The organism is Paenibacillus sp. J31R30 (genome assembly GCF_059692115.1).
Genome location: NZ_JCAUAV010000003.1, coordinates 1,036,795 through 1,057,168, shown reverse-complemented (window position 1 = coordinate 1,057,168; position 20,374 = coordinate 1,036,795). Strand labels below are relative to the sequence as shown.

General features: G+C 42.5%; 17 protein-coding genes. 3 read left to right on the top strand and 14 right to left on the bottom strand.

Annotated elements, in window-relative coordinates:
- Window positions 1-147 precede the first annotated feature (147 nt).
- From AC58QO_RS16600 to AC58QO_RS16590, 3 genes are all read right to left on the bottom strand, one after another.
- The gene (locus AC58QO_RS16600; RefSeq protein WP_497267328.1) at window positions 148-390 is read right to left on the bottom strand and encodes a DUF896 domain-containing protein; all 243 of its coding nucleotides are present in this window, start codon (window positions 388-390) and stop codon (window positions 148-150) included.
- A gap of 20 nt (window positions 391-410) precedes the next feature.
- Window positions 411-1,403: an LLM class flavin-dependent oxidoreductase gene (locus tag AC58QO_RS16595; protein WP_497267326.1), complete on the bottom strand. Its 993-nt coding sequence runs from the start codon at window positions 1,401-1,403 to the stop codon at window positions 411-413.
- Window positions 1,404-1,649: 246 nt separating this feature from the next.
- Window positions 1,650-2,330 carry an NAD(P)H-dependent oxidoreductase gene (locus AC58QO_RS16590; protein ID WP_497267324.1) on the bottom strand — a complete coding sequence of 227 codons (681 nt, stop codon included), beginning with the start codon at window positions 2,328-2,330 and terminating at the stop codon, window positions 1,650-1,652.
- Between the two features lie 185 nt (window positions 2,331-2,515).
- Between AC58QO_RS16590 and AC58QO_RS16585 the strand changes: the two genes are divergently transcribed.
- Window positions 2,516-3,100, top strand: coding sequence for a TetR/AcrR family transcriptional regulator (locus AC58QO_RS16585; protein WP_497267322.1), 585 nt, complete (start codon window positions 2,516-2,518; stop codon window positions 3,098-3,100).
- A gap of 187 nt (window positions 3,101-3,287) precedes the next feature.
- Window positions 3,288-4,067 carry a HipA family kinase gene (locus AC58QO_RS16580; protein WP_497267320.1) on the top strand — a complete coding sequence of 260 codons (780 nt, stop codon included), beginning with the start codon at window positions 3,288-3,290 and terminating at the stop codon, window positions 4,065-4,067.
- 126 nt (window positions 4,068-4,193) lie between these two features.
- On the opposite strand, the gene AC58QO_RS16575 is transcribed toward AC58QO_RS16580, so the two are convergent.
- From AC58QO_RS16575 to AC58QO_RS16525, 11 genes are all read right to left on the bottom strand, one after another.
- Window positions 4,194-6,767, bottom strand: coding sequence for a DUF5054 domain-containing protein (locus AC58QO_RS16575; protein ID WP_497267318.1), 2,574 nt, complete (start codon window positions 6,765-6,767; stop codon window positions 4,194-4,196).
- Window positions 6,768-6,884: 117 nt separating this feature from the next.
- Entirely contained in the window at window positions 6,885-7,436 is a 552-nt protein-coding gene (locus tag AC58QO_RS16570) for an HAD family hydrolase (protein ID WP_497267316.1), read from the bottom strand.
- Window positions 7,437-7,464: 28 nt separating this feature from the next.
- Window positions 7,465-8,139, bottom strand: coding sequence for a hypothetical protein (locus AC58QO_RS16565; RefSeq protein WP_497267314.1), 675 nt, complete (start codon window positions 8,137-8,139; stop codon window positions 7,465-7,467).
- A complete protein-coding gene (locus AC58QO_RS16560; protein WP_497267312.1) occupies window positions 8,136-9,176 on the bottom strand; it encodes an ABC transporter ATP-binding protein in 1,041 nt (346 codons plus the stop codon). The genes AC58QO_RS16565 and AC58QO_RS16560 overlap by 4 nt, the downstream gene beginning before the upstream one ends.
- Entirely contained in the window at window positions 9,173-10,198 is a 1,026-nt protein-coding gene (locus tag AC58QO_RS16555) for an ABC transporter ATP-binding protein (RefSeq protein WP_497267310.1), read from the bottom strand. The genes AC58QO_RS16560 and AC58QO_RS16555 overlap by 4 nt, the downstream gene beginning before the upstream one ends.
- A 33-nt stretch (window positions 10,199-10,231) precedes the next feature.
- Complete coding sequence (locus tag AC58QO_RS16550) at window positions 10,232-11,392, bottom strand: ABC transporter permease (RefSeq protein ID WP_497267308.1); 1,161 nt, start codon at window positions 11,390-11,392, stop codon at window positions 10,232-10,234.
- Window positions 11,393-11,395: 3 nt separating this feature from the next.
- Window positions 11,396-12,394 carry an ABC transporter permease gene (locus AC58QO_RS16545; RefSeq protein ID WP_497267306.1) on the bottom strand — a complete coding sequence of 333 codons (999 nt, stop codon included), beginning with the start codon at window positions 12,392-12,394 and terminating at the stop codon, window positions 11,396-11,398.
- Window positions 12,395-12,463: 69 nt separating this feature from the next.
- Window positions 12,464-14,434 (bottom strand): ABC transporter substrate-binding protein, encoded by a 1,971-nt coding sequence (locus AC58QO_RS16540; protein ID WP_497267305.1) that lies wholly within the window; start codon window positions 14,432-14,434, stop codon window positions 12,464-12,466.
- 631 nt (window positions 14,435-15,065) lie between these two features.
- Window positions 15,066-16,217 carry a GntR family transcriptional regulator gene (locus AC58QO_RS16535; RefSeq protein WP_497267303.1) on the bottom strand — a complete coding sequence of 384 codons (1,152 nt, stop codon included), beginning with the start codon at window positions 16,215-16,217 and terminating at the stop codon, window positions 15,066-15,068.
- Window positions 16,218-16,333: 116 nt separating this feature from the next.
- Window positions 16,334-17,083: a hypothetical protein gene (locus AC58QO_RS16530; protein WP_497267301.1), complete on the bottom strand. Its 750-nt coding sequence runs from the start codon at window positions 17,081-17,083 to the stop codon at window positions 16,334-16,336.
- Window positions 17,084-17,431: 348 nt separating this feature from the next.
- Window positions 17,432-18,190: a polysaccharide deacetylase family protein gene (locus AC58QO_RS16525; RefSeq protein ID WP_497267300.1), complete on the bottom strand. Its 759-nt coding sequence runs from the start codon at window positions 18,188-18,190 to the stop codon at window positions 17,432-17,434.
- A 182-nt stretch (window positions 18,191-18,372) separates the two neighbouring features.
- Between AC58QO_RS16525 and AC58QO_RS16520 the strand changes: the two genes are divergently transcribed.
- On the top strand, window positions 18,373-20,292 hold the full coding sequence (locus AC58QO_RS16520) for a YhgE/Pip family protein (protein ID WP_497267298.1): 1,920 nt from the start codon (window positions 18,373-18,375) through the stop codon (window positions 20,290-20,292).
- The last annotated feature ends 82 nt before the right edge of the window (window positions 20,293-20,374 follow it).

The following is a 20,374-nucleotide window of genomic DNA, read 5'->3' as shown; positions in this document are numbered from 1 at the left end:
GGCATCTGCCAGTAATAAAAATAAAAAGCCGGTATCCCCAAAGATACCGGCTTCTTGTTGTCGAACGTCAGAAACATCTACCGACAAATGAAAAGAAACTGTAATATACTCCATAACGGGTGGCTTGTTCCACGCCAGCCGTCATTTTCATGCGTCATCTTTCTTTTTAAATGATTGTTGTTGCTGTTCTTTTTTCAATTTTTCAGGTGTAACATCATTACCTAAAGGGTCTAATATTGTTAACCCTGAAACTGTGCTGATTACTTGTCCACGAATAATTTGAAGATATTCTTGACGTAATTCTTGACGCTCCTTTAATTCTGTTTGTGTTAAACCATCTTCTTTTTGTTTTTTAGCTAATATGTTAATTCGATTTAATATTTCAATCATTTCTTTCTCCACCTTTCTTTTTATAAAAGCTCTTGTGCAAGTAATCGATAAGACTGTAGTCTTGCTTCATGACTATGACTGATTGTCCCAATCAAAGCTTCATTAATACCAAAATTTTCATCATGTACACGTAATGTATTTGCAACATCTTTTGCACTCCCTACTAAGAATCGTTTACGGTTATTCTGTATATGCATTTTATCCATTTCGGTATAAGAATAATTTAGTGCTTCCTCAGGAGATAATACTTGAAAAGGCATCCCTTTATCTACAAATAATAAGTTTAAATCTAAACTAGCTGCATGATATTCAGCCTCTTCATCTGTTTCTGCCACCATCACGAAATAACCAACATTAATTTGAGGGTTTTGCAAAAACTCCGAAGGAATGAAATTTGTACGATAAGACTCCAACGTTTCGGTAGATAATTGTCCACTAATGAATTGAGCAAACGAATATCCAATACCGAATCGACCTGCTTGTGCAGCGCTGCTGCCACTAGATCCTAATAGCCAGGCTTCAGGTAATGGAGCACCCATTGGAGCTGCCAGTGTACGATTATATAGATGGTCAACAGGCATCGTTTCTGACATAAACATCATCGTTTCTGCTAATTTATCGTACAGGTTGAACAGGTTCGGTTGTTTTCCTTCATGTAATGCAAGAGTAGAAAATTGGTCACCACCCGATGCACGTCCTACACCGAAATCAATTCTATTAGGGTATAATGTCGATAATGTTTTAAAAATTTCTGCCATTTTTAATGGTGAGTAATGCATCAGCATGATTCCACCAGAACCAACACGAATCTGGTTTGTCACTGATGCAATATGGGCAATCAATATTTCAGGTGACGCACTGGCGAAGTTTGGAGAGCCATGATGTTCGGAATACCATATTCTTTGATATCCTAAATCATCTACCAATTGAGCTAATTCAATAGTATTTTGTATAGTTTCATGAGGAGTCTGCCCATTTGAAACTGGAGTTTGATCCAAAACGCTTAATTTCATAAAAAAACCTTCTTTCGTAGTTAATATAGATACTTTCATTTCAATATTGATTTATAAAAGTTTCTCCCGATTCTTTACTTTTATTGTCCCCTTTAGTTTTTGGGCAACCTCTTTGTCGATGGTCGCCCTTCTATATTAAAATACAATGCGAAATAGCGGATGATTACTTACAGCACCATAATATCCCTGTACACTGTTGATGATTCTGTTGTCTTTACTCTTTCCAACCTGTCCTGTCTGAAGTCATTAATTAATCCACTGCACAATATCCTTCATGTCTTTTCTTCCTCTAGGGAATACAGGCTCATTTGCTCGGTATCCAAATGCGACCATAGCCGAAACAGCTAAGTGACCATCCTCTAGTAAGTTTTCTTCAGCAAGGAGCTTTTCTACCTTATCGATATAGAATCCTTCGATTGGACAAGAGTCAATTCCTAGTAACGCTCCTACAGTCATCATATTGGCAAAGGGAAGAAAGGTTTGTCTTTTACCCCAATCCAACGCTTTTTGCTCAGTTTCAAACAGATTTTGTTGGTTTACTTGAAAATTTCTTATACCCTCTATGATTTGATCAGATTTTTCATCTGGAACACCCCAAACATTAAGCCAGTGATTTTTTACATATTCTGAATCGTACCTTGTATCCTTGCTTGTTCTTGAAAGAATGATAACGAAATGGCTCGCAGTTGGCAGATGACCTTGTGCACCTGGAGAAATCTCTATTAGCTTTTCTCTGAATTCCTGATTTTGGACAACGAGGAATTTCCAAGGTTCAATACCACATGAGCTTGGTGAAAGTCGGGCTGCTTCTAAGATTACATTAAAGTCTTCCTCTGAGATTTTTTTTGTTGGATCAAAGCTTTTTATAGCACGTCTAAAATTAAACGCATCAAGTATTTCTTCTCTATTTATCATTCGTTGTGTCATATTCAAACACTTCCTTCTTAGTTTTATTAGTAAAGCAACATCTTTTTGTTTAAACAATGAATGTTGTATACTCGATTGATTCTAAAGTAGAATTCATGTATGCTCAATCATCAGTTGTGGTGTTTTATCGCCTAAACAACAACCGAAGTAAATTGTTGTCTATTCATAGAAAAGAGAGGATAAATATGGAAGAGTTAAAAGTAGATCCACGTACTATACGGACAAGAAAATTGTTAATGGATGCCTTTATGAAAATAGCTCAAAAAAAGGAGTTCAAAAACATTACAATAAACGACATTACGGAGGAAGCAACCGTAAACCGTGCCACTTTTTACTCTCATTTTCAAGATAAATACGACTTAATGGATGCCTCCATTACAGAAGATATATTAGAGAGCATTGTGAAACACTTGAATCATTACGATAGGTTAAATGAAGAGACTATTGTAAAAATTTTTTTTACATTAACTAAGTTTCATACAAAAAAACGTACAGAATATAGCTCACAATGTAGAAGAAGTATGGAATCCTTTTATTCAATAATTGAACAAAAAATAAAAAAAGAACTCGGAGAGTTATTTTATACCCTATTTTTAAAACAACAACCTAACTTGGATTCGGAAGCCTTAAAAATTGGTACTACTGTGTTGAGTTGGGGAATTTACGGAGCATCTGTGGATTGGGAGAATAATAGTTCTCTTTCAGCAGAACAATATATAAAAAAAGCCTTACCTTTTATAGTGATGGAAACAAATGATATGAAAGGATGATTCTAAACAATCGCGGCGCGATTCCGATTCTTCACTCGATCAAAATAAAAAAGCCCGCCGGGATTGTTGTAACTAAACAACAGGCGGGTTTCTTTCACGTTTGAAAATAATTTCCCTTTTGTCCATACTCTTCAATTATTTTTGAGTATTGTAATGTTAAATGCTCTCAAAAAGGGGCTGCGGAGCAATGACATCTTTAGAACCGATAAAATATTTGGAGACGTTGTCTGGAAAAGCCGCACATTTGTTGTCATTTAATGATGGAAACCGTTATGCGGTAAAATGTAAAAACAATTTCCACGGAACAAGGGAACTGGTAAATGAATTCGTAATAGCCAGATTAGGGCAACACCTTTCTTTGCCTGTAGTGCCATTTGAATTGGTGAATATGACAGAACAGCAGATTCAATATATACCCAAAAAGTTTTCTTCCAAATATAATCCGGGCACACAATTTGCGAGCCTATTTATAGACAAATGCAGAGGCTTATCGAAAGAACCTCCTCATCCGACTAAAACGGATATCAAAAACCACCAGGTTTTGGCCGGAATTTTCGTATTCGACTATTGGGTGCATAACTCTGATCGTACAAAAAGCAACATTCTTCTGGAACAGCTGCCTGAAGGCAAATATGATATTCATATGATCGATCACGGAAAATGTTTTCCGGGAGGATACAAATGGAACAAAGCAACACTGCAAAAGCACGATAAGTTTAAAAAGGATTCTATCGTTCATATTTGGACTGTAGGCATGCTTGAAGATTCATCGATACTCTCTTCTTATATTGAAAAGATTCTTGCTTTACCTGACGCCATTTTTGAAGAAGTGGTTCGTGAAATTCCTGGGGATTGGGGTGTGCCTAATCAAGACAGAGAGGCCCTTGTTACTTATCTCATAGTACAGAAAAAAACATTTGCCGATTCGGTGTATCAATTTGCGGAGAAATATGGAAGAGGGGGTTAATTTCTTGACGTTGGTGTTACCACGCTAATCTGCCCATTTCTTCAAGGAGGCTGCCGAGTAATGCCGGCAGCCTCATTCGTTGTTCATATATAGCAGCAAGATGTTTGCTTTTTGAGAAATAAGGGGTCAACCGAAACGAAGCTTCATTGTTTTAATTTCAAAAGGATTCATAATCACTGTTAGGTGATCTCTATTGAATTCCACTACCGTATCCTTGATTCTTTCAACAAGGTCACATTCCTTCACGTCTTCAATGTATGCATGGAATGAAAGCTTCACCGATGTCCGTGAGTCAAGCAGACTTTGGAATCGTAAAATGTATTCATCGCTTTTCTCCGCCTTTTTGAAGGCTAAAATATGGATATCCTCTACTTCCTCTCTCAGGAAACTATACTGTTTGAGTCCTAAAGGTTCCCAATTGGATGTCACCTTAAGTGGTATGCACGCTTCTGCAGCCTTCTGCTGAACACGTCCTTCCTTCCAATTCCCAACATGTGGTATCAGCCGGAACGTATATTGGAAGTCACCGCCGATCCATTGCGGAAAGTTCGTCCCCCATTGATTATTAAATAAGTTAAAGTGCAAAACCGCCTGCTGAGGCACGTACGCTTTCGAATACTGGTAAATACCCTTCTCTCCAATCGAAAACAGCGGTGTATCCAATGGGATAATGGCTAGTCCTGCTTGATCGTCCTGTACATCGGTCCACTGGCTCGTACAATGAAGGCGCGTATTCGCCCCCTTCTCAATATCTTCAAGCGGATTCACAACACTGCCTAATTTTTGAAAACGATACTTCGGATGATCCGCGTTCAGTGCAAAAGTAAAATGCCCGCTTTCGGCAAATGCGGTAGATGCTTTATGATGAACAGTCACTTGAATATCGGCAAAAGATTGTCTTTCTTCCAGGCGAATCGCAATGCTTATCCTTTCACCGTTTCCAAACTTCGCGTAGCTTTCAATTGGTGTCGTGAAGCTTATTTTAATACTCCCCCAGCCTTCACCATTAGAGATCTTAACGTCAGCCACGTGGAGCTCATAACACTTATGATCGATTCGGGGATAACCAGGTTTACCGAAATCGTTAACGTACCAATCTGTTAGATCATAACTGTACGCTTTTACAAAATCCAGAATTTCTTCCTTACCGTAAACTTCATATTCGTAATGGCCGAAACTCCCGTCTACCGACCATTCCTTTCGATTTTCCTTGTCGTAGAAACTGGAAATACTGCCTGTCTTCGTGCTGACCTCAATACGTATCGCATTGTTTTCCAAAATTGCCTTTTCAGCGACTTGACTTGCAATTGCACTTGTATAAACTATTTCCGTACTCTCTGCAAACTCAAAAGTACGATAACTCATTGGCCTGAGCTCGCCAATATTCGCCTCACCAGCTTCATTAACGGCATATATTTCCTTTGTCTCTCTATCCGTGATTGTACCGCGCTTTGCCTGATCTAGAGTGATTTTCGAATCCTGTCGTCCCCATGCAAGCGGATTATACACACCTATGACCCTGGAATCCACAGTAGTAAAAGGCCGAACCTCACTTAAAGCTTTTTCAGCTTTATCTACGTAGTTCTTCTGCTCTGCCCAGGATGTTTCTGTCTTTATGTAAGAGTCCGGAAATATGGCTCGGTCTTTATTCATCTTATCCTTCTCGTAAGCGCGCTCGCTGTTTCTTCCAGGTAACAAATTGGATTTAATATCAATTCCCCAGGTATGTTCGCCAAATAGCAGTGAGTACTCATACGCCTCTGCGATCGAATTTCTATGATCATTTCCTTTGTTTCCTTGCAGCTGTTCAAGGGTTGACAGGCTTTCCATTGTTGCAATGTCAGAACGCAATCTCCGAACACGAGACACCTCTTCCGGATAGGTGCCTATGCCATGAATCCATGTGTCTGCTAAATCTTTGCGGATCACGGGGAGATCCTGAAAGTCCCTAGCGATAAAATCAAGTGCAAAATCATCCATCGTCCCGATTTTCACCTCGGTGTTTGGATACTTTTGTGCTATCTCACCTAAGAGGTCTCGCACGACACTGCCTTTCTGCGGACCGATGTTATCGTGAGTTTGCAGCAGCGCTATCCAAATTGGATAGTGCCAGTCTGCTGGCGGGGTCAGGTCGGTTCCATAGGCGCCCTTGGAATAATAGGTTAATACTCGGCTGCCATCAGGCCCTTCCCAATGAAACAACCGTGGCAAATCAACAGGCGAAGAACAAGAATTCACGCCCAGATGCAAAAATGAAATGCCAGCATTGCTCAATAATGTTGGCAGCATCCACGTGTGACCAGGTACATCCGTCATTTTGGCAGATATCGCAGTATGTCCATAATGATTACGCAGCTCTTCCGATATATATAGGCCTCTAATGTATTCTTCGGTGCCGCAAAATTCAGTATGCGTTGTAAAGGGAAGCCCATGCCAACGTAATTGGCCATTACGAATGAGTACTTCTAGTCTGTTCTTCATTTCCTCATTAGATGTATCCAAACATGTCTTGAGCAGCCATGCAGGAAGTGTCCACACATAGTGATGGTCCGGTCCATTCTTTTTCGTGTCTTCACATACAGCAAGAACGTCGTTCATAATATGTTCTCTATACTGGGTGAGGACATTACTGGCTAAGTCGGTAAAACCCAAGTCCACATGAGTTTTAAAAACGATATAAATCTTCTCTAATTGATTCACTGTTCTCTCCTCCAATCATCCATTTGAGCAACAAAGGTGCAGCGGTTTAAAACAAAATCCTGCCTATCCTTCGCATGGCAGCCTCAAGGGTTTCGTATGTTGAGCTATATTTTTCCGTCAGCGCAATGTAGCTGACTTTAACAGAAGCTCAAGATTCAGCTGTTCGACCAAATCAAGCAGCTCCAGAGGCTCACGAATGGTGTAAGCTGGACGCTCCGATTCATCCCCGGGTGAATGCGGATAACGTGTCGTCCAGCTTTGAAATACACTAGTTATACCAAGTGCGTTAGCTCCCTTAACGTCACGACTCAGATTATTGCCTACCATAATAATACGCGAGCAATCTGCCTCGCTAAGATCTAGCGCGCCTATCGCAGCCTTGAACATACGAGGACTTGGTTTACTCGCTTTAATAGTCTCTGAATAAATCATCGTAGTAAAATAATCATATAAATGGTTCTGCTTAAAGACGTTCTTGAACGACTGAGCATCACCATCAGCAACCAAAGCGAGGGTATATCCCCTTTCAAAGAGGGTTCTTACCATTACATCTGCGCCAGGTATTACGTTGGCGCTAATCACAATCCCCTCCCCATCTCTAACTTCTGTTAATTCATCGATAATTGTGTCTCCGCTATCCAGAAATATGATCAATTTCTTATCAGTCATGTTCAATTCATCCTCTCTTTTAATTGCATTATTCCAAAGTCGAAAGGAGGGCTTTCAAGCGAACCGGAATCTCGTTCCGCAGCTCATCCCAGGAGACAAAGATATCTTCAGGCGCCCACATGTGCAGCTCATATTCAAAAGTTGGTTGAAAACGAAAGGTTTTCAAATGCGCTTCAGCGCGTTGGTCAATGTCTTCTCCTGATTTGAATTGTCCTTTAAACATTTCTGGCTCCAGCACGCCCCCATCTCCTATCTCCGTCAGACAGCAGGATTCCACGTTAGGAAGCAAACGGAACACCTCTGCGAGCGGGGACATCGCATGTTTGCCTGGCTGAACAAACACTTCGACACGGCCATCCTCCGTTATATTACTGCCATCGCGCATAATACCAAGAAGATATCGCCCATGAAAACTCACTTCGCAAGAAATAATGGCTCCTTCAAGATCGACATACACCCAAACATGTTCCAAATCATAAATATGCTGGATATCGTAATCATAATAAATAGCGTATTCAATCACCATTTGCACCCGATCATGATCAACTTGAATATTTCTGTTAAACGATTGTGAGGGCCCTGAAGACTTGAAAACGGTAACCCCGACACGATCAGGTTTAAAAGGTTCCTGACGATCCATATACAGCAACGGCGCAACACGAAGCACAGTCTCCCAATCTGGTATTTGATCGAATATTTTCATAGAAGAATCTCCTTCAACGGTTGATTGTATATTCCTTTAAGCATCAACTCATTCGTGAAATGACAGGCTACCAGATGTCCCTCAGATGCCTCTTGTAATTCAGGCGCGGTTGTCTCGCATAACGACGTTTTGTAAGCACATCTTGGATGAAAATGACAACCCTTTGGCGGATTAGCCGGATTAGGGACCTCCCCTTGCAGAATAACTCTCTCCCTTTTAATTGCCGGGTCGGGATTAGGCACCGATGACAGCAGCGCCTGCGTGTAGGGATGTTTCGGCTGTTGAAATAATTCTTCCGTCGTTCCCAGCTCCACGATTCTCCCTAAGTACATGACAGCAATTCGGTCAGAAATATGCTTGACGACGGATAGATCATGCGAAATAAAGAGATAGGTAATTTGATACTGCTCCTGCAAATCCTTAAGTAAATTAATGATTTGCGCCTGCACCGAAACATCTAGTGCTGAGACAGCTTCATCGCAAACAATGACTTTCGGATTCGTGATGAGTGCTCGGGCGATTCCAATTCGTTGACGCTGTCCTCCCGAGAAGGCGTGCGGATAACGTCTCAAGTAACTCGCATTCAACCCCGTGCGTTCGGCCATCTGAACCACAATCTCTTCGATTTGCAATTTAGTTAGTTTTGAAGAAGCCCTTAGCGGCTCGCTGATGATATCGTAAACGGTCATTCGTGGATTCAAGGAAGAATACGGATCTTGAAAAATCATTTGAATGTCTTGTCGTATTTCTTTGTATGCTTGTTTTTTCACCTGCAAAAAATCCACTTGACGGCCATCCGCTGTGTAATAGTACACTTGACCAGAAGTCGCTTCAATTCCCCGAACTAAGCACCTGCCTAGCGTTGTCTTGCCACAGCCAGACTCGCCTACGAGGCTAAACGTCTCCCCTTTGCGAATGGTAAACGAAATATCCGAAACCGCTTTAACAGAAGGTGCATGGCGGCTTCTTCCGACACGTTCGTGTGCAGGATATTCCTTGACTAGATTCTGCACTTGCATAATGAGTTGGTCAGTCATGGGCGCACTCCGTTTCCATTTGATTTATCGCTATACAGAAAACAAGAGACCCTATGATCGTCAGACAGCATCGTCTGCGGAACTTCATACTTGTCGCAAAGACCCGGAATGCGGTCCTTACAGCGATCGTAGAATCCGCACATCGGAGGCATGTTGATTGGAACGGGCACCGTTCCTTCAATGGATTCCAAGCGAGCCTTATTGCTGTGGATCGTCGGAATGGAACGCAATAAACCTCTCGTGTACGGATGTTTGGGATGATGGTAAATATCTTGTACTGGCGCTTGCTCGACAATTTTCCCTAGATACATGACAGCGACTTCATCGCACATCTCCGCTACAATTCCCAAATCATGCGTGATAAACACAATAGCCATGCCAAAATCTCTTTGCAGCTGCTTCATTAATTCCAGTACTTGGGCTTGAATGGTGACATCAAGTGCGGTCGTTGGTTCATCCGCAATGAGTAACTCAGGTTCACAGGATAGCGCCATGGCAATCATTGCTCTTTGCATCATGCCACCGGAAAATTCATGTGGATATTGGTGGAAACGCTTATCCGGATTCGAAATTCCCACACGCTGCAGGATGTCAATCGCCATTTGCATGGCTTCCTTTTTATTTTTCGTGCGATGAAGCAATATCGTTTCAATAATTTGATTGCCAATCGTATACAAAGGAGAAAAGGCGGCCATCGGCTCTTGAAAAATCATTGCGATTTTACTTCCGCGAATGGCACGGATTTCAGCTCCATTTCTTTTCAGCTTTGCGACATCGACATCCCCAAGCTGAATGGTTCCCGAAATTTTTGAAGTTTTCGGCTCAATTCCGAGAATAGCCTTGCCTGTTATACTTTTACCGCAGCCCGACTCTCCAACGATTCCCAAAGTTTTGCCTTTCTTCACATGGAAGCTAACCCCATTCACTGCTTTTAGCAAACCACGATCTGTTGGAAAATGAATATTTAACTCATCCACTTGGAGCAACGTTTGGGATTGCTTTACTGTTGCCGATTCAGCCATAAGAATTTACCTCACTCGATTAGAATGTATGATTTATTTGTAAGGATCAGCTGCATCCCGCAGACCATCGCCTAGAAAATTGAATGAGAGCACGGTTGTGATGACAAAAACCAACGGGATCAATTTCCAGGGGTACAAGGCGACATTTTCCATTTGCTGAGCTTCCTGCAGAAGAACTCCCCAGCTTGCCGCAGGCGAGCGAATGCCTAACCCCAGAAAGCTCATAGCGGTTTCACCGATAATCATAGACGGAATGGCGAGCGTCATCGTTACGACGAGATAGCTCATAAATCCAGGTACGAGATGTGCGCCAATAATTCGCGCGCTGCTGACTCCGGATATTCGTGCGGACATCACATAATCTTCATTCCTTAGCGACATAAATTTACTCCGTACAACTCTAGCCAGTTCCGTCCACTCAATGAAAGCCATAATAATCGTAATGTACAGAAACATTTGTACAATAGGAACTTTTGGGGGTATCGCCGCAGAGAGTGCCATCCATAGTGGAAGAGTAGGAAAAGAGCGAATAATCTCAATAAGCCTTTGAATGATCGTATCGATGATACCACCGAAATAGCCGGATATCCCACCAATCAACAAACCAAGGATAAAGCTGATACTGACACCAACAAGCGGAATGGTAAGAGAAACCTGACTACCAAGAACGATTCTTGAGAACAAATCCCTACCCATACCATCCGTACCGAAAACAAAAAAACGGCCCGGGGCTTCTACGCCAAATAAGTGCAGCTTACTTGGAATAATACCTAAGAATCGATACTCATTTCCCGTTACAAAAAATTGAATCGCATACTTTTGAGTAGTATCTTCAACGAATATTTTTCTTAGTGTTTCCGGATTGCGTTCCGATTTGAGCCCATAGACGAAAGGAACAAAGTGGAATTTATTTTCGGCATCTATCCAATGCAATTTAGACGGTCGACTGTTTAAATTTACGCTGTCATAGCTGTCCAGGCCTTGCGGGGCAATAAAGTTGCCGAATAGCGCTAGCAAGTACATAAAAGCCAATAAAAAAAGGCTGACTCTTGCCAGTTTGTGCTTCATTAGCTTGCGAATCATCAGTCGCCAATGGGAGGATGCATAATAATTTTCTTCCTTATTTGCTTTTGCATAACGCTTTGACCCCAATAGGTTAGTCCATAGGGCTGTACCGCTTAATCTCGTTTTCATTCGTCACATTCCTTTTCTTTGCATGCGGATTCGAGGATCGAGCCAGACGAGCAATATATCCGAAATCAACGTACCAAGCACAATACAAACGGCCATGAAAAGTAACCATGTACCTGCAAGATACATGTCCTGTGTGAGAAGTGCTTTGTACATAACCGGTCCCTGAGTTGGTAGATTTAATACAATGGCCGTAATCGTTGAGCCTGTGAAAATCGCGGTAAGTGACCATCCTAGTGTGCTGATAATTGGATTGATCGCAGCTCGAACCGGATATTTCATAATGATTTTCTTCTCTGAGAGCCCCTTTGCTCTTGCCGTTAACATATAAGGCTTATCCATTTCATCAAGCATCTGCGCTCTCATGACGCGTATCAAATCACAGGTGCTTCCAGTTCCAATTACGATGACAGGAATGATCATATGCTTTAAGAAGTCTATGAATTTTGCCATTGACCACGCTGTTTCTACGAATTTTGGCGAGAATAAGCCAAGCATCGGATCACCTACGCTAACATAGGATAAGTACATTAGAATAATAGCCATAAGGAAATTAGGGGTTGCCATTCCTAGAAAGCCGATTGCCGTAAATAGGTAATCACCAACGGAATATTGCTTCACAGCACTGTAAATCCCGATTGGGATAGACAATGTATACGTAAACAGCATTGAAATCAAGGAAACGACCAGCGTTAGCGGCATGTATTGTCCGATAATGGCAGATACCGGGCGATTAAAGCTAAGTGAATAACCAAAATCCCCTCTGGTCACCATGCCCCACATCCATTTGAAATACTGCATATACCAGGATTGATCCAAACCATAGGCTTCTCGCATCAACTGAAGCGCTTGATCATCCATAATTTCACCGCTTGTCGACATCTTGGAGGCGTACGTGCTGATGAAATCCCCTGGTGGAAGCTGAATAATGAAGAATACAATCATAGAAATGAACAGAACGACCGGAATCATCATGATCCCTCTGCGCGCGATGTAAGTTAACATGGTTTTCCTCTCTTCATTACGCAAAAAATGGGAGAGGACAAGCCCCCCCATTTTTACGCAGCTAGTTGTTTATTTCATGTAAAATTGAGCCGGATGAGCAAAACCTATGCCTCTGTATTCGTCAGCATTGACAAGCGTTGGCACATTTTTCACATTATTCTTCACGACAGTGAGGTACGGCGTCGCCGCAGTGTAACCGATAGCCCATTGATTTTTCTGGTGAAGTTTAACGATTTCATTGCTCCATTTCGTAATCTCTTCTTTCGTCTTAGCAGCCTTCACCTTGTTCCAATTCTCCATGATCATTGCTACATCGCCTTCCGGCTTAACGCCTTCTTTACCATTGGAGGAATTGTATAGACCGTAATGACCGAACCATGGTGTGATAACGCGAAGTGGAACAAGCTCATCTGGTCTCAAAGCCACGTTCACAATATTTATGTTTTTGACGGACACTGGAATTTTATTCGCATACTTCAGATCGAAGTATGCGCCTTGATCCACAATTTTCAATTCCGTTTTAATGCCGACTTGATCATAATATTTTCTAAGAAGCTCGATCCATTGCTCGTTGTCTGATCCTTTTTCTTCGTAAATCAGTAAGGACAGGTTCGAGCCATCAGCGAATGTTCTGTATTTATGATTGCTATCCCATTTCAAACCGATTTCATCAAAGAGCTTCGCAGCACGCGCAACGTCATACTCAACCCATTGCTTGTTCCAGCCACTTTGAAAATTCGGAAGGCCATCTGGTACAGAGGATTGGGCTGGCAAACCGACGCCACTCGTAATAATCTCCGACACTTGCTTCCGGTCAACAGCCACAGATAACGCCTCTCTGAAACGAATATCCTGGAATAACTTGCGGAGATTAGGATCTTCCGTTGTTTGGTTCAATTCAACACCTGTGCTGGACCAGCCTGGCGTTTTCCAAGGAAGCACACGGTAATCACCTTTTTTCTCATTTTCTTTCAGCACCGTATAATCCTTAAAGTCAAACTGCGCAACTTGCACGTTGCCTGCCATCGTTTCAACCAGCTTGTGACTAGCATCTTGCATTTTCGTCATGACGATACGGTCGATGTAAGGAAGCTGTTGGCCTTCCGCATCTGTTTTGAAAAAGTATGGGTTACGCTCCATCACGAAGCGATCACTATTCGCATCATTCTTCGCAACCCAAGGGCGAAGCGTTGGACGCTGCGGGTATAACCAGTAATAGTAGCCTGTCCATAGGCCGAGCGTCTTCGTATCTTTAAAGCCGTATTGTTTGGCAACCTCAAGTGCTTTCTCTTCGCCGATAAATTCAGGCAAAATGGTTTTATAATAATGAGCTGGTGCAAAGAACCATTTATTATCAATCGCCACACGCTCCAGGAACTGTACACTCGGATGTTTGAATTTTACCTTGAATGCATAGTCGTTCACTTTGGTAACTTCTGCTCTTTCTTTCGCTCCTGTTACCGGATCATTGGAATAATAACAATCGTACAACGCTTTACCGAAGGTTTCTGGAATCAGCATATGCTCCCAGTAGAAAATAACATCATCTGCAGTAAATGGTTTTCCATCGGACCACTTCATGCCTTCACGTAAATGAATGACGTATTCGGTGGAATCCGCATTCACATCATAGCTCTTGGCAACGTCTGGTTCTACGCCGCTACCATCTTGTTTGAAACGGAATAGTGGTTCTTCCGTTATCATTTCAATGCCCCATTTGTCATCTGGACCGTTCCAAGGATTGTTCCAATCGCCGCCATATTTACCGATTGATTCAAACACGGGTTCCACCATGACATCGGCTTTTACTGGAAGGCGATTCGCCACTGCAGGTATTGTACCTGCTTTGACAAGCTCTTGAAGCATCGGAGCTTCTTTGAAGGCTGCGTTACTGGCAGTTGCAGCAGCCTTGGGTGAAGCTGAAGTGGTTGCTTCACTCGCAGCAGCTGGTTTATTTTCACTTGTGCTTGAGTCACAGCCAGTCAATGCTGTAAGAGCAACAAGAAATGCCGTACTTCCTACTACTAATTGTTTTTTCACTGTCGTTTCTCCACTCTTCTCTTTGAATTTGGGTGCATCTTAATCTAAAATCGTATCACTGGTTAACGAGGTTTTTTCTTGCGGATGCAAATTGTAAAGTCCAACAGACAACTAAAGCGAATTCCAAGTAAAATCACCATCTTTGTATGCTGTTACCGGTGATTGATCTGCAGCGCTAGCTTGCTCAACCACAACCGTTGAAACATTCTCATAGTCAAGCTCCCTATTTCTGAATTCACCATGCAAATGTCAAACTTCTTAGCTTTGCAAATCGTCCAGTCCCTCCTCCAAGTAACTCCCCCTCCTGATAACATAAAATGCCAATTGCACAATTTCAGACTATATTATGTCATTGACATATACAATGGTTCTGGATTTGTTGATTTTGTAAACCGGAATTCCAAAAATTCACTAAAAATCATCTATTCAACTCCTTAACAAAAAGAAAATATATACTTCCGAACAGATGAAAAGTTGAAACAGGCTGATTTTAAAGAATTATATATATCACTGACATATAGTTTGTATAGTACTGATTTTTACTGAATAACAAAAAAATCCTTAACGCTGGAATAGAGGTAAACCTCCATAATCCATCGTTAAGGATTCATTTATTTATCGTATGAAATGGCTATTTTATCGGAATCGTATACACGGAATTTCGTTCAATAATCGAAGTGTTTACTTTAATCGTAATAGCGCCTTCTCGCGAATGTTTCATCCGTTTGAACAACAGATTTACTGCTGCTTGTCCTAATTGTTCCGTAGTTTGCCTTGCGGTCGTCAAAGGAACAGGAAGTAAACTTGCCAAAAGAATATCAGAAAAACCGACAATAGACAGCTGCTCTGGTACTGACTTATTCATGTGAAGAGCCGTAAAGAGGCAAGAAGTCGCCAAATAATCATCTGTGCATAAGACTGCTGTTAACGTAGGATTGTTCTCAATGAACTCCTCCAATTGCGGATTGGAAGCAGTAAGGTTATTCAGGTAATCCTCCGAGCACTGCAAAAAAATATTTTGACGGTTAAGTGATAGATTGTGATCCAACATAGCTTGTACATAGCCCTGATACCGGTCATTTCTACTCGTCACTCCATCAAAGGGCATGGAGATATAACCAATTTCCTTGTGACCTTTTGCAATCAAATATTCAGTAAGATTATACGTACCTTGATAATGATCGTGATAGACGCAATCGATATGAACCTCGCGGAAAATGCGGTCAATAATGACAAGAGGATAATTCAATAGATTGAGTGCCAACACTTTCTCACTGCATTTTTTTCGTCCTCTTGGGTACAAAATGATGCCATCAACTTGATCCTCGTACAGTTCCTGAAGGCACTCACTTTCGTCCTCTTTGTCCTTCGAAATACGAACTAATATATGGCAGTTTAATTCCCTTGCTTCTCCTTCTGCTGAAGCAATAATTCTAGCTGTATACTCATCCATATTGGGAAAGATCATAGCAATTCTTTTCTTCGCGGGTTGCCCCTTTGTGACATCCTGAGTCAAGCGTTTCTCTTGTTTCCCGCTCACATAGTCCCCAGATACAAAAGTTCCTCTGCGTGCAAGTCTATATACAATGCCTTCCTTTACTAAAATCTCCAATGCAAGCTTTGTTGTCATTCGACTGACGGAATACAGCTTAGCTAATTCCCCCTCAGAAGGGACAGGATCATGCGGTTGCAGATTCCTTAGTGATATTTCCTCTTTTACCTTCTCGGCTGTTTGCATATAAAGCGATGTTTTCCGTGCTTTTTTACTATCCTTTGTATTCATCCGGCCATCCCCTAGACTATTAAATATCAATAGTATACTATCAAAATTCTGATATTAATATATTATTGCAAATGAATAATCGAACTTTGGGGATGTGACGGATTCACTATTACACTTTATGAGCATCCAAGTTCAGAATTACATTCATAGGTGAAAAAACCACGCCGTGCTATAGCTCCTTGCTCTGAAGTAAGTATACTACTATTCTCAGGAGGTGAAGGATACATTAAGTTTTTAGGATTAGCTGAATGTAAACAGTGGTCGGTGTTTGGCTTTGGTTGGCAAATTGCAACCCCTTTAGCTCTAAAGTTTAATGTGTGACCCAATTCGTGAGCCAAAAGGAATTTGTCTGTTCTTCCTTTTAATATTCTTGGTGTTAGAAATATAGTTACTAAAGAACGATCCAGTAATTTCTTCGTTTTTTTATCAAACAATTTTAACCTATTTGTAAGCCCCAACACTCGATTAAGCTTCTTACCATCAGGGCTTACTTCGATTTCTTTAAAGCTTCCACCACAATACAGAACTGGAATGAAAAATGCATTCTTGGGTGCAGGAATAGGTGGATTTTCCTGTACATCCAGTAAGAGTTCTTTCATTTTAGGAGTCAGATTTCTTGACAATTCATTTGAAGAAAATTCAGCATCTTTTGGACCGTTATACTGTCTGATCGATAATACTTCAAATTTAATTTTATACTCTCTCCATACAATGTTAGCAGCACAGACATCGTCAATTATCTGCTTCCCCGTAACGTTTGAACCCTTTAATTTCCAGATACTTAGATACACACACCGTGTCCCACCGATTATTAGTCGTGTCTTGTTCCCTTTGCCAAGAATAGCCTTGTTTAACCAAATACTCAAATCAATTCCTCCCTCGCTTCCCATCCAATAATCGACTAACTAATGAAAGGATTCATGAATGCACTCTTATAGGGTATGAACGGGGTGCTTTGTCGGAATGGGTACATGTGAATAGATGAATAAATATACGGTAATAGGCAAGATCCAGCATTTTACCAAATCCGCGTTGAAGCAAGTCTCTCAACTATAGAATTGGATCCAGTTCTTGTCATCGTAAATTGAACATCCGATAACTAAAAAAGCCCGCGGTTTACGCGGACTTCATTCGGACAAAGTTCTTTTCAACCGACAAGAATAGTCTAAAGAAGATGTCATTGGTATTGAACTACATCTCTTTCCTTTCATTCCTCACTCAAAATGATACTGAAATGAATTCTTACCCAGCACATTAAATTGATAACCTTGTTTAAGTAAACCTTCAATAATGGTAGGGAGAGCTTCAACCGTTGTCCTTTTCACTTTTACATCATGCATTAAAATGATTGCTTCTTTTTTATTTTTACAAGCACTTAGTACGGCATCGATGATTTCATTCTTTGGCTGAACAGTCCTAGCTGCATCTGTGGAGCTCACGTTCCAATCCATATACATGTAACCTTCTCTGCTCATTTCATGAATAATACGAGGCATGATACCTTTGCCCCCGAAATGTCGGCTAACTTGATTATTGGATCCACCCGGATAACGGAGCAAGGTCGACCTTACACCGATTGTTTGCTCCAACAGTCTTTCGAGTCGCTCTGTATCTTCGGAAAAAGCCTGAACAGATGCATAAAGTGAATGATAATTATGTGTATAGGTATGGTTACCAATGACATGGCCCTCTGCATGGATAAGTCGATATAACCGTTTTCCTTCGGTAGATGAATCTCCGATCACAAAAAATGTGGCATGGATGCCATATTTGCGTAAAATATGTAAGATTCGTTCTGTATTCTCAGACGGCCCATCATCAAAGGTTAAATAGGCATGTTTAGCCCCTTGGGAAATAGACATAACAGGCTGTGAAACATGTATGACTTGATTTGTTGAAGACTGACAATTAGTACATGTTGTTAAAATAATACAAGCTACAATCACCTTGAATATTAAAAGTTTCTTATACATGGACACATCCCCTTAAAAGGATTTGATCCTAGTATGAATGATCAGAATGTAGTCCAGTCTTCCTTTTAATGGGTCGAATGATAATGGAATTTATCGTTTCCTGAATGATTTCTTTCGATTAATGGATACTAAGGAAATATTGGACAAGGTCGAAGCGGTCAAATTCCGGGGAGGCGAATTTATTGAAATGGTTGTGGAAGGAATGGCGCGCGTTTTTTGGATCTCGGAGATTATTCGTGCCATTAATCGCGATGTGCTTGATACCCTCGCTCTACAATGGAACTTATTTATGGACGTATTGGGATCCGTATGCGCACTTGGAAAGGCTGCCTGTCGCCGTTGTGAACGAGGACCTGCCGGTTGATTACCAAGGTAATACGTTTGCGATTGGCAATGATCTCGTCAACGAGCTCAAGAAGGACCGTTCCTTAGAATGGCGGTTTATCGACGCAGAGGAAGCGGATGCGGGACTCAGAAACCGGACGTATTATTTCGAAATATTCATTCCTTCCGACTTTTCCCATCGGGCGACGTCCTTGGGGGCAGCGCAGCCAACACCGCTGGAGCTGACCGTGAAGCTGAACGAGGGCCTTAATTATATCGTGAGCAAAATTGGCAAATCCGCAGTCGAAACGATTAGGCAGCGGCTATCGGAAAAGCTTTCGGTAAGCTACTCCAAAGCCATTTACGAACAACTGACCCCGTTGACCGGGGGCTTCCAGAAGGCGAGCAACGCAGCGTCTCGGCTCGATGCCGGCCTGATGGAGTCGGCTAACGGGACGAAAGCTCTTCTCGACGGTCTGCGCAATGAACAAACTTCCGTATCGAAGCTAGATCAGGGTGCTTCCGAACTGATCTCTGCTTCGGATCGCCTCTCCGGAGGCGCCGAGCAGCTAGAGCAAGGCGCCACCAAGCTTTCCAGCGGCATTGGGAGTCTTCGAAGAGGGCTCGATCAGCTGAAATCGGGAAGCACAGACGCTGCTCAAGGGACGGACAAGGCGTCGGCTGCGGCTAAGCAACTGAACGAGGCGTTGTCGAAATGGCTTGCAGCGCACCCCAATGAGGCCAAAAATGCGGATCTGATGCTCATCGGAAAGCAAAGCAAGCAGTTATCCGATGCGCTCGATCGATTAAACGGCGGGACGAACTCGCTGTCCATGGGCATTGCGAATGCTGGCGGCAGCGCGGAACAGCTCGCGAACGAAGCCGGGCTAATCGCAAGCAGTTTGGCGGCGCTTGGCGACGGTTCTTCGAAGCTTCGTGACGGCGTTGCTGCCGCCGCGGATGGTATTCATAAAGTGTCTGGCGGATGGAACAGCCTTACGACCAACGTCGCTAAGCTGTCTGACGGGCAGCAAGCACTCGCACAGGGGGGGGCCGAACTGAGCCGGGGCCTATCGGAAGGAGCGGAAAAAGCGGGAAATATTCATGCATCGGATAATTTATTCGCGATGCTCGCCAATCCCGTCCATTTGAAGGAGCAGTCCCTTCATCCGCTTCCGAACTACGGAACGGGAGTGGCGCCGTTTTTCGTTTCACTCAGTTTCTATATCGGTGCTCTCTTGTTTGGTAACATATTTTCTTTCCGAGCGACGGTTTCGCCGCCCCCGTCCGGATTTTTGTGGTACATCTCGAAATTCGGCGTGCTCGCCATCGTCGCGCTCGCTCAAACCGCCATCGCCAGCGTCATTCTGATCGCCGCGGTGGGGTTAAGTCCGACTTTCCCATTCGAATTTTTCGCGTTTGCCTATTGCTCCAGTCTTGTATTCATGTCCGTCGTTCAACTCTTGGTTACGGCATTCCCGCATATCGGAAAGCTGCTGGGCATTGTCATTCTCGTATTGCAACTGACGGCTACTGGAGGGGTGTTCCCGGCTGAGTTGACGCCGCAACTTATGCAGACGCTTCACGGAGCGTTGCCTATGACGTATACGGTGGAAGGATTCCGTGTGCTGCTTTCGACAGGGGATTACGCTCTTTTGCGGCACGATGTGCTGATATTGGTCGTAATGTGGGTGTGTCTCGCTTTGTGTACATGGTTCATTCTGTCGTACTTGCGTTTGAAACAGGCAGAGAAAAGCAAACTCGCGGAGAGCGCTTGATTGTCTCAAGTCACATTGTGGATATGTAGGCACATTTGTGTCATTGGACAACTGTCTAATGTTGTTCAGCGACACAAACATA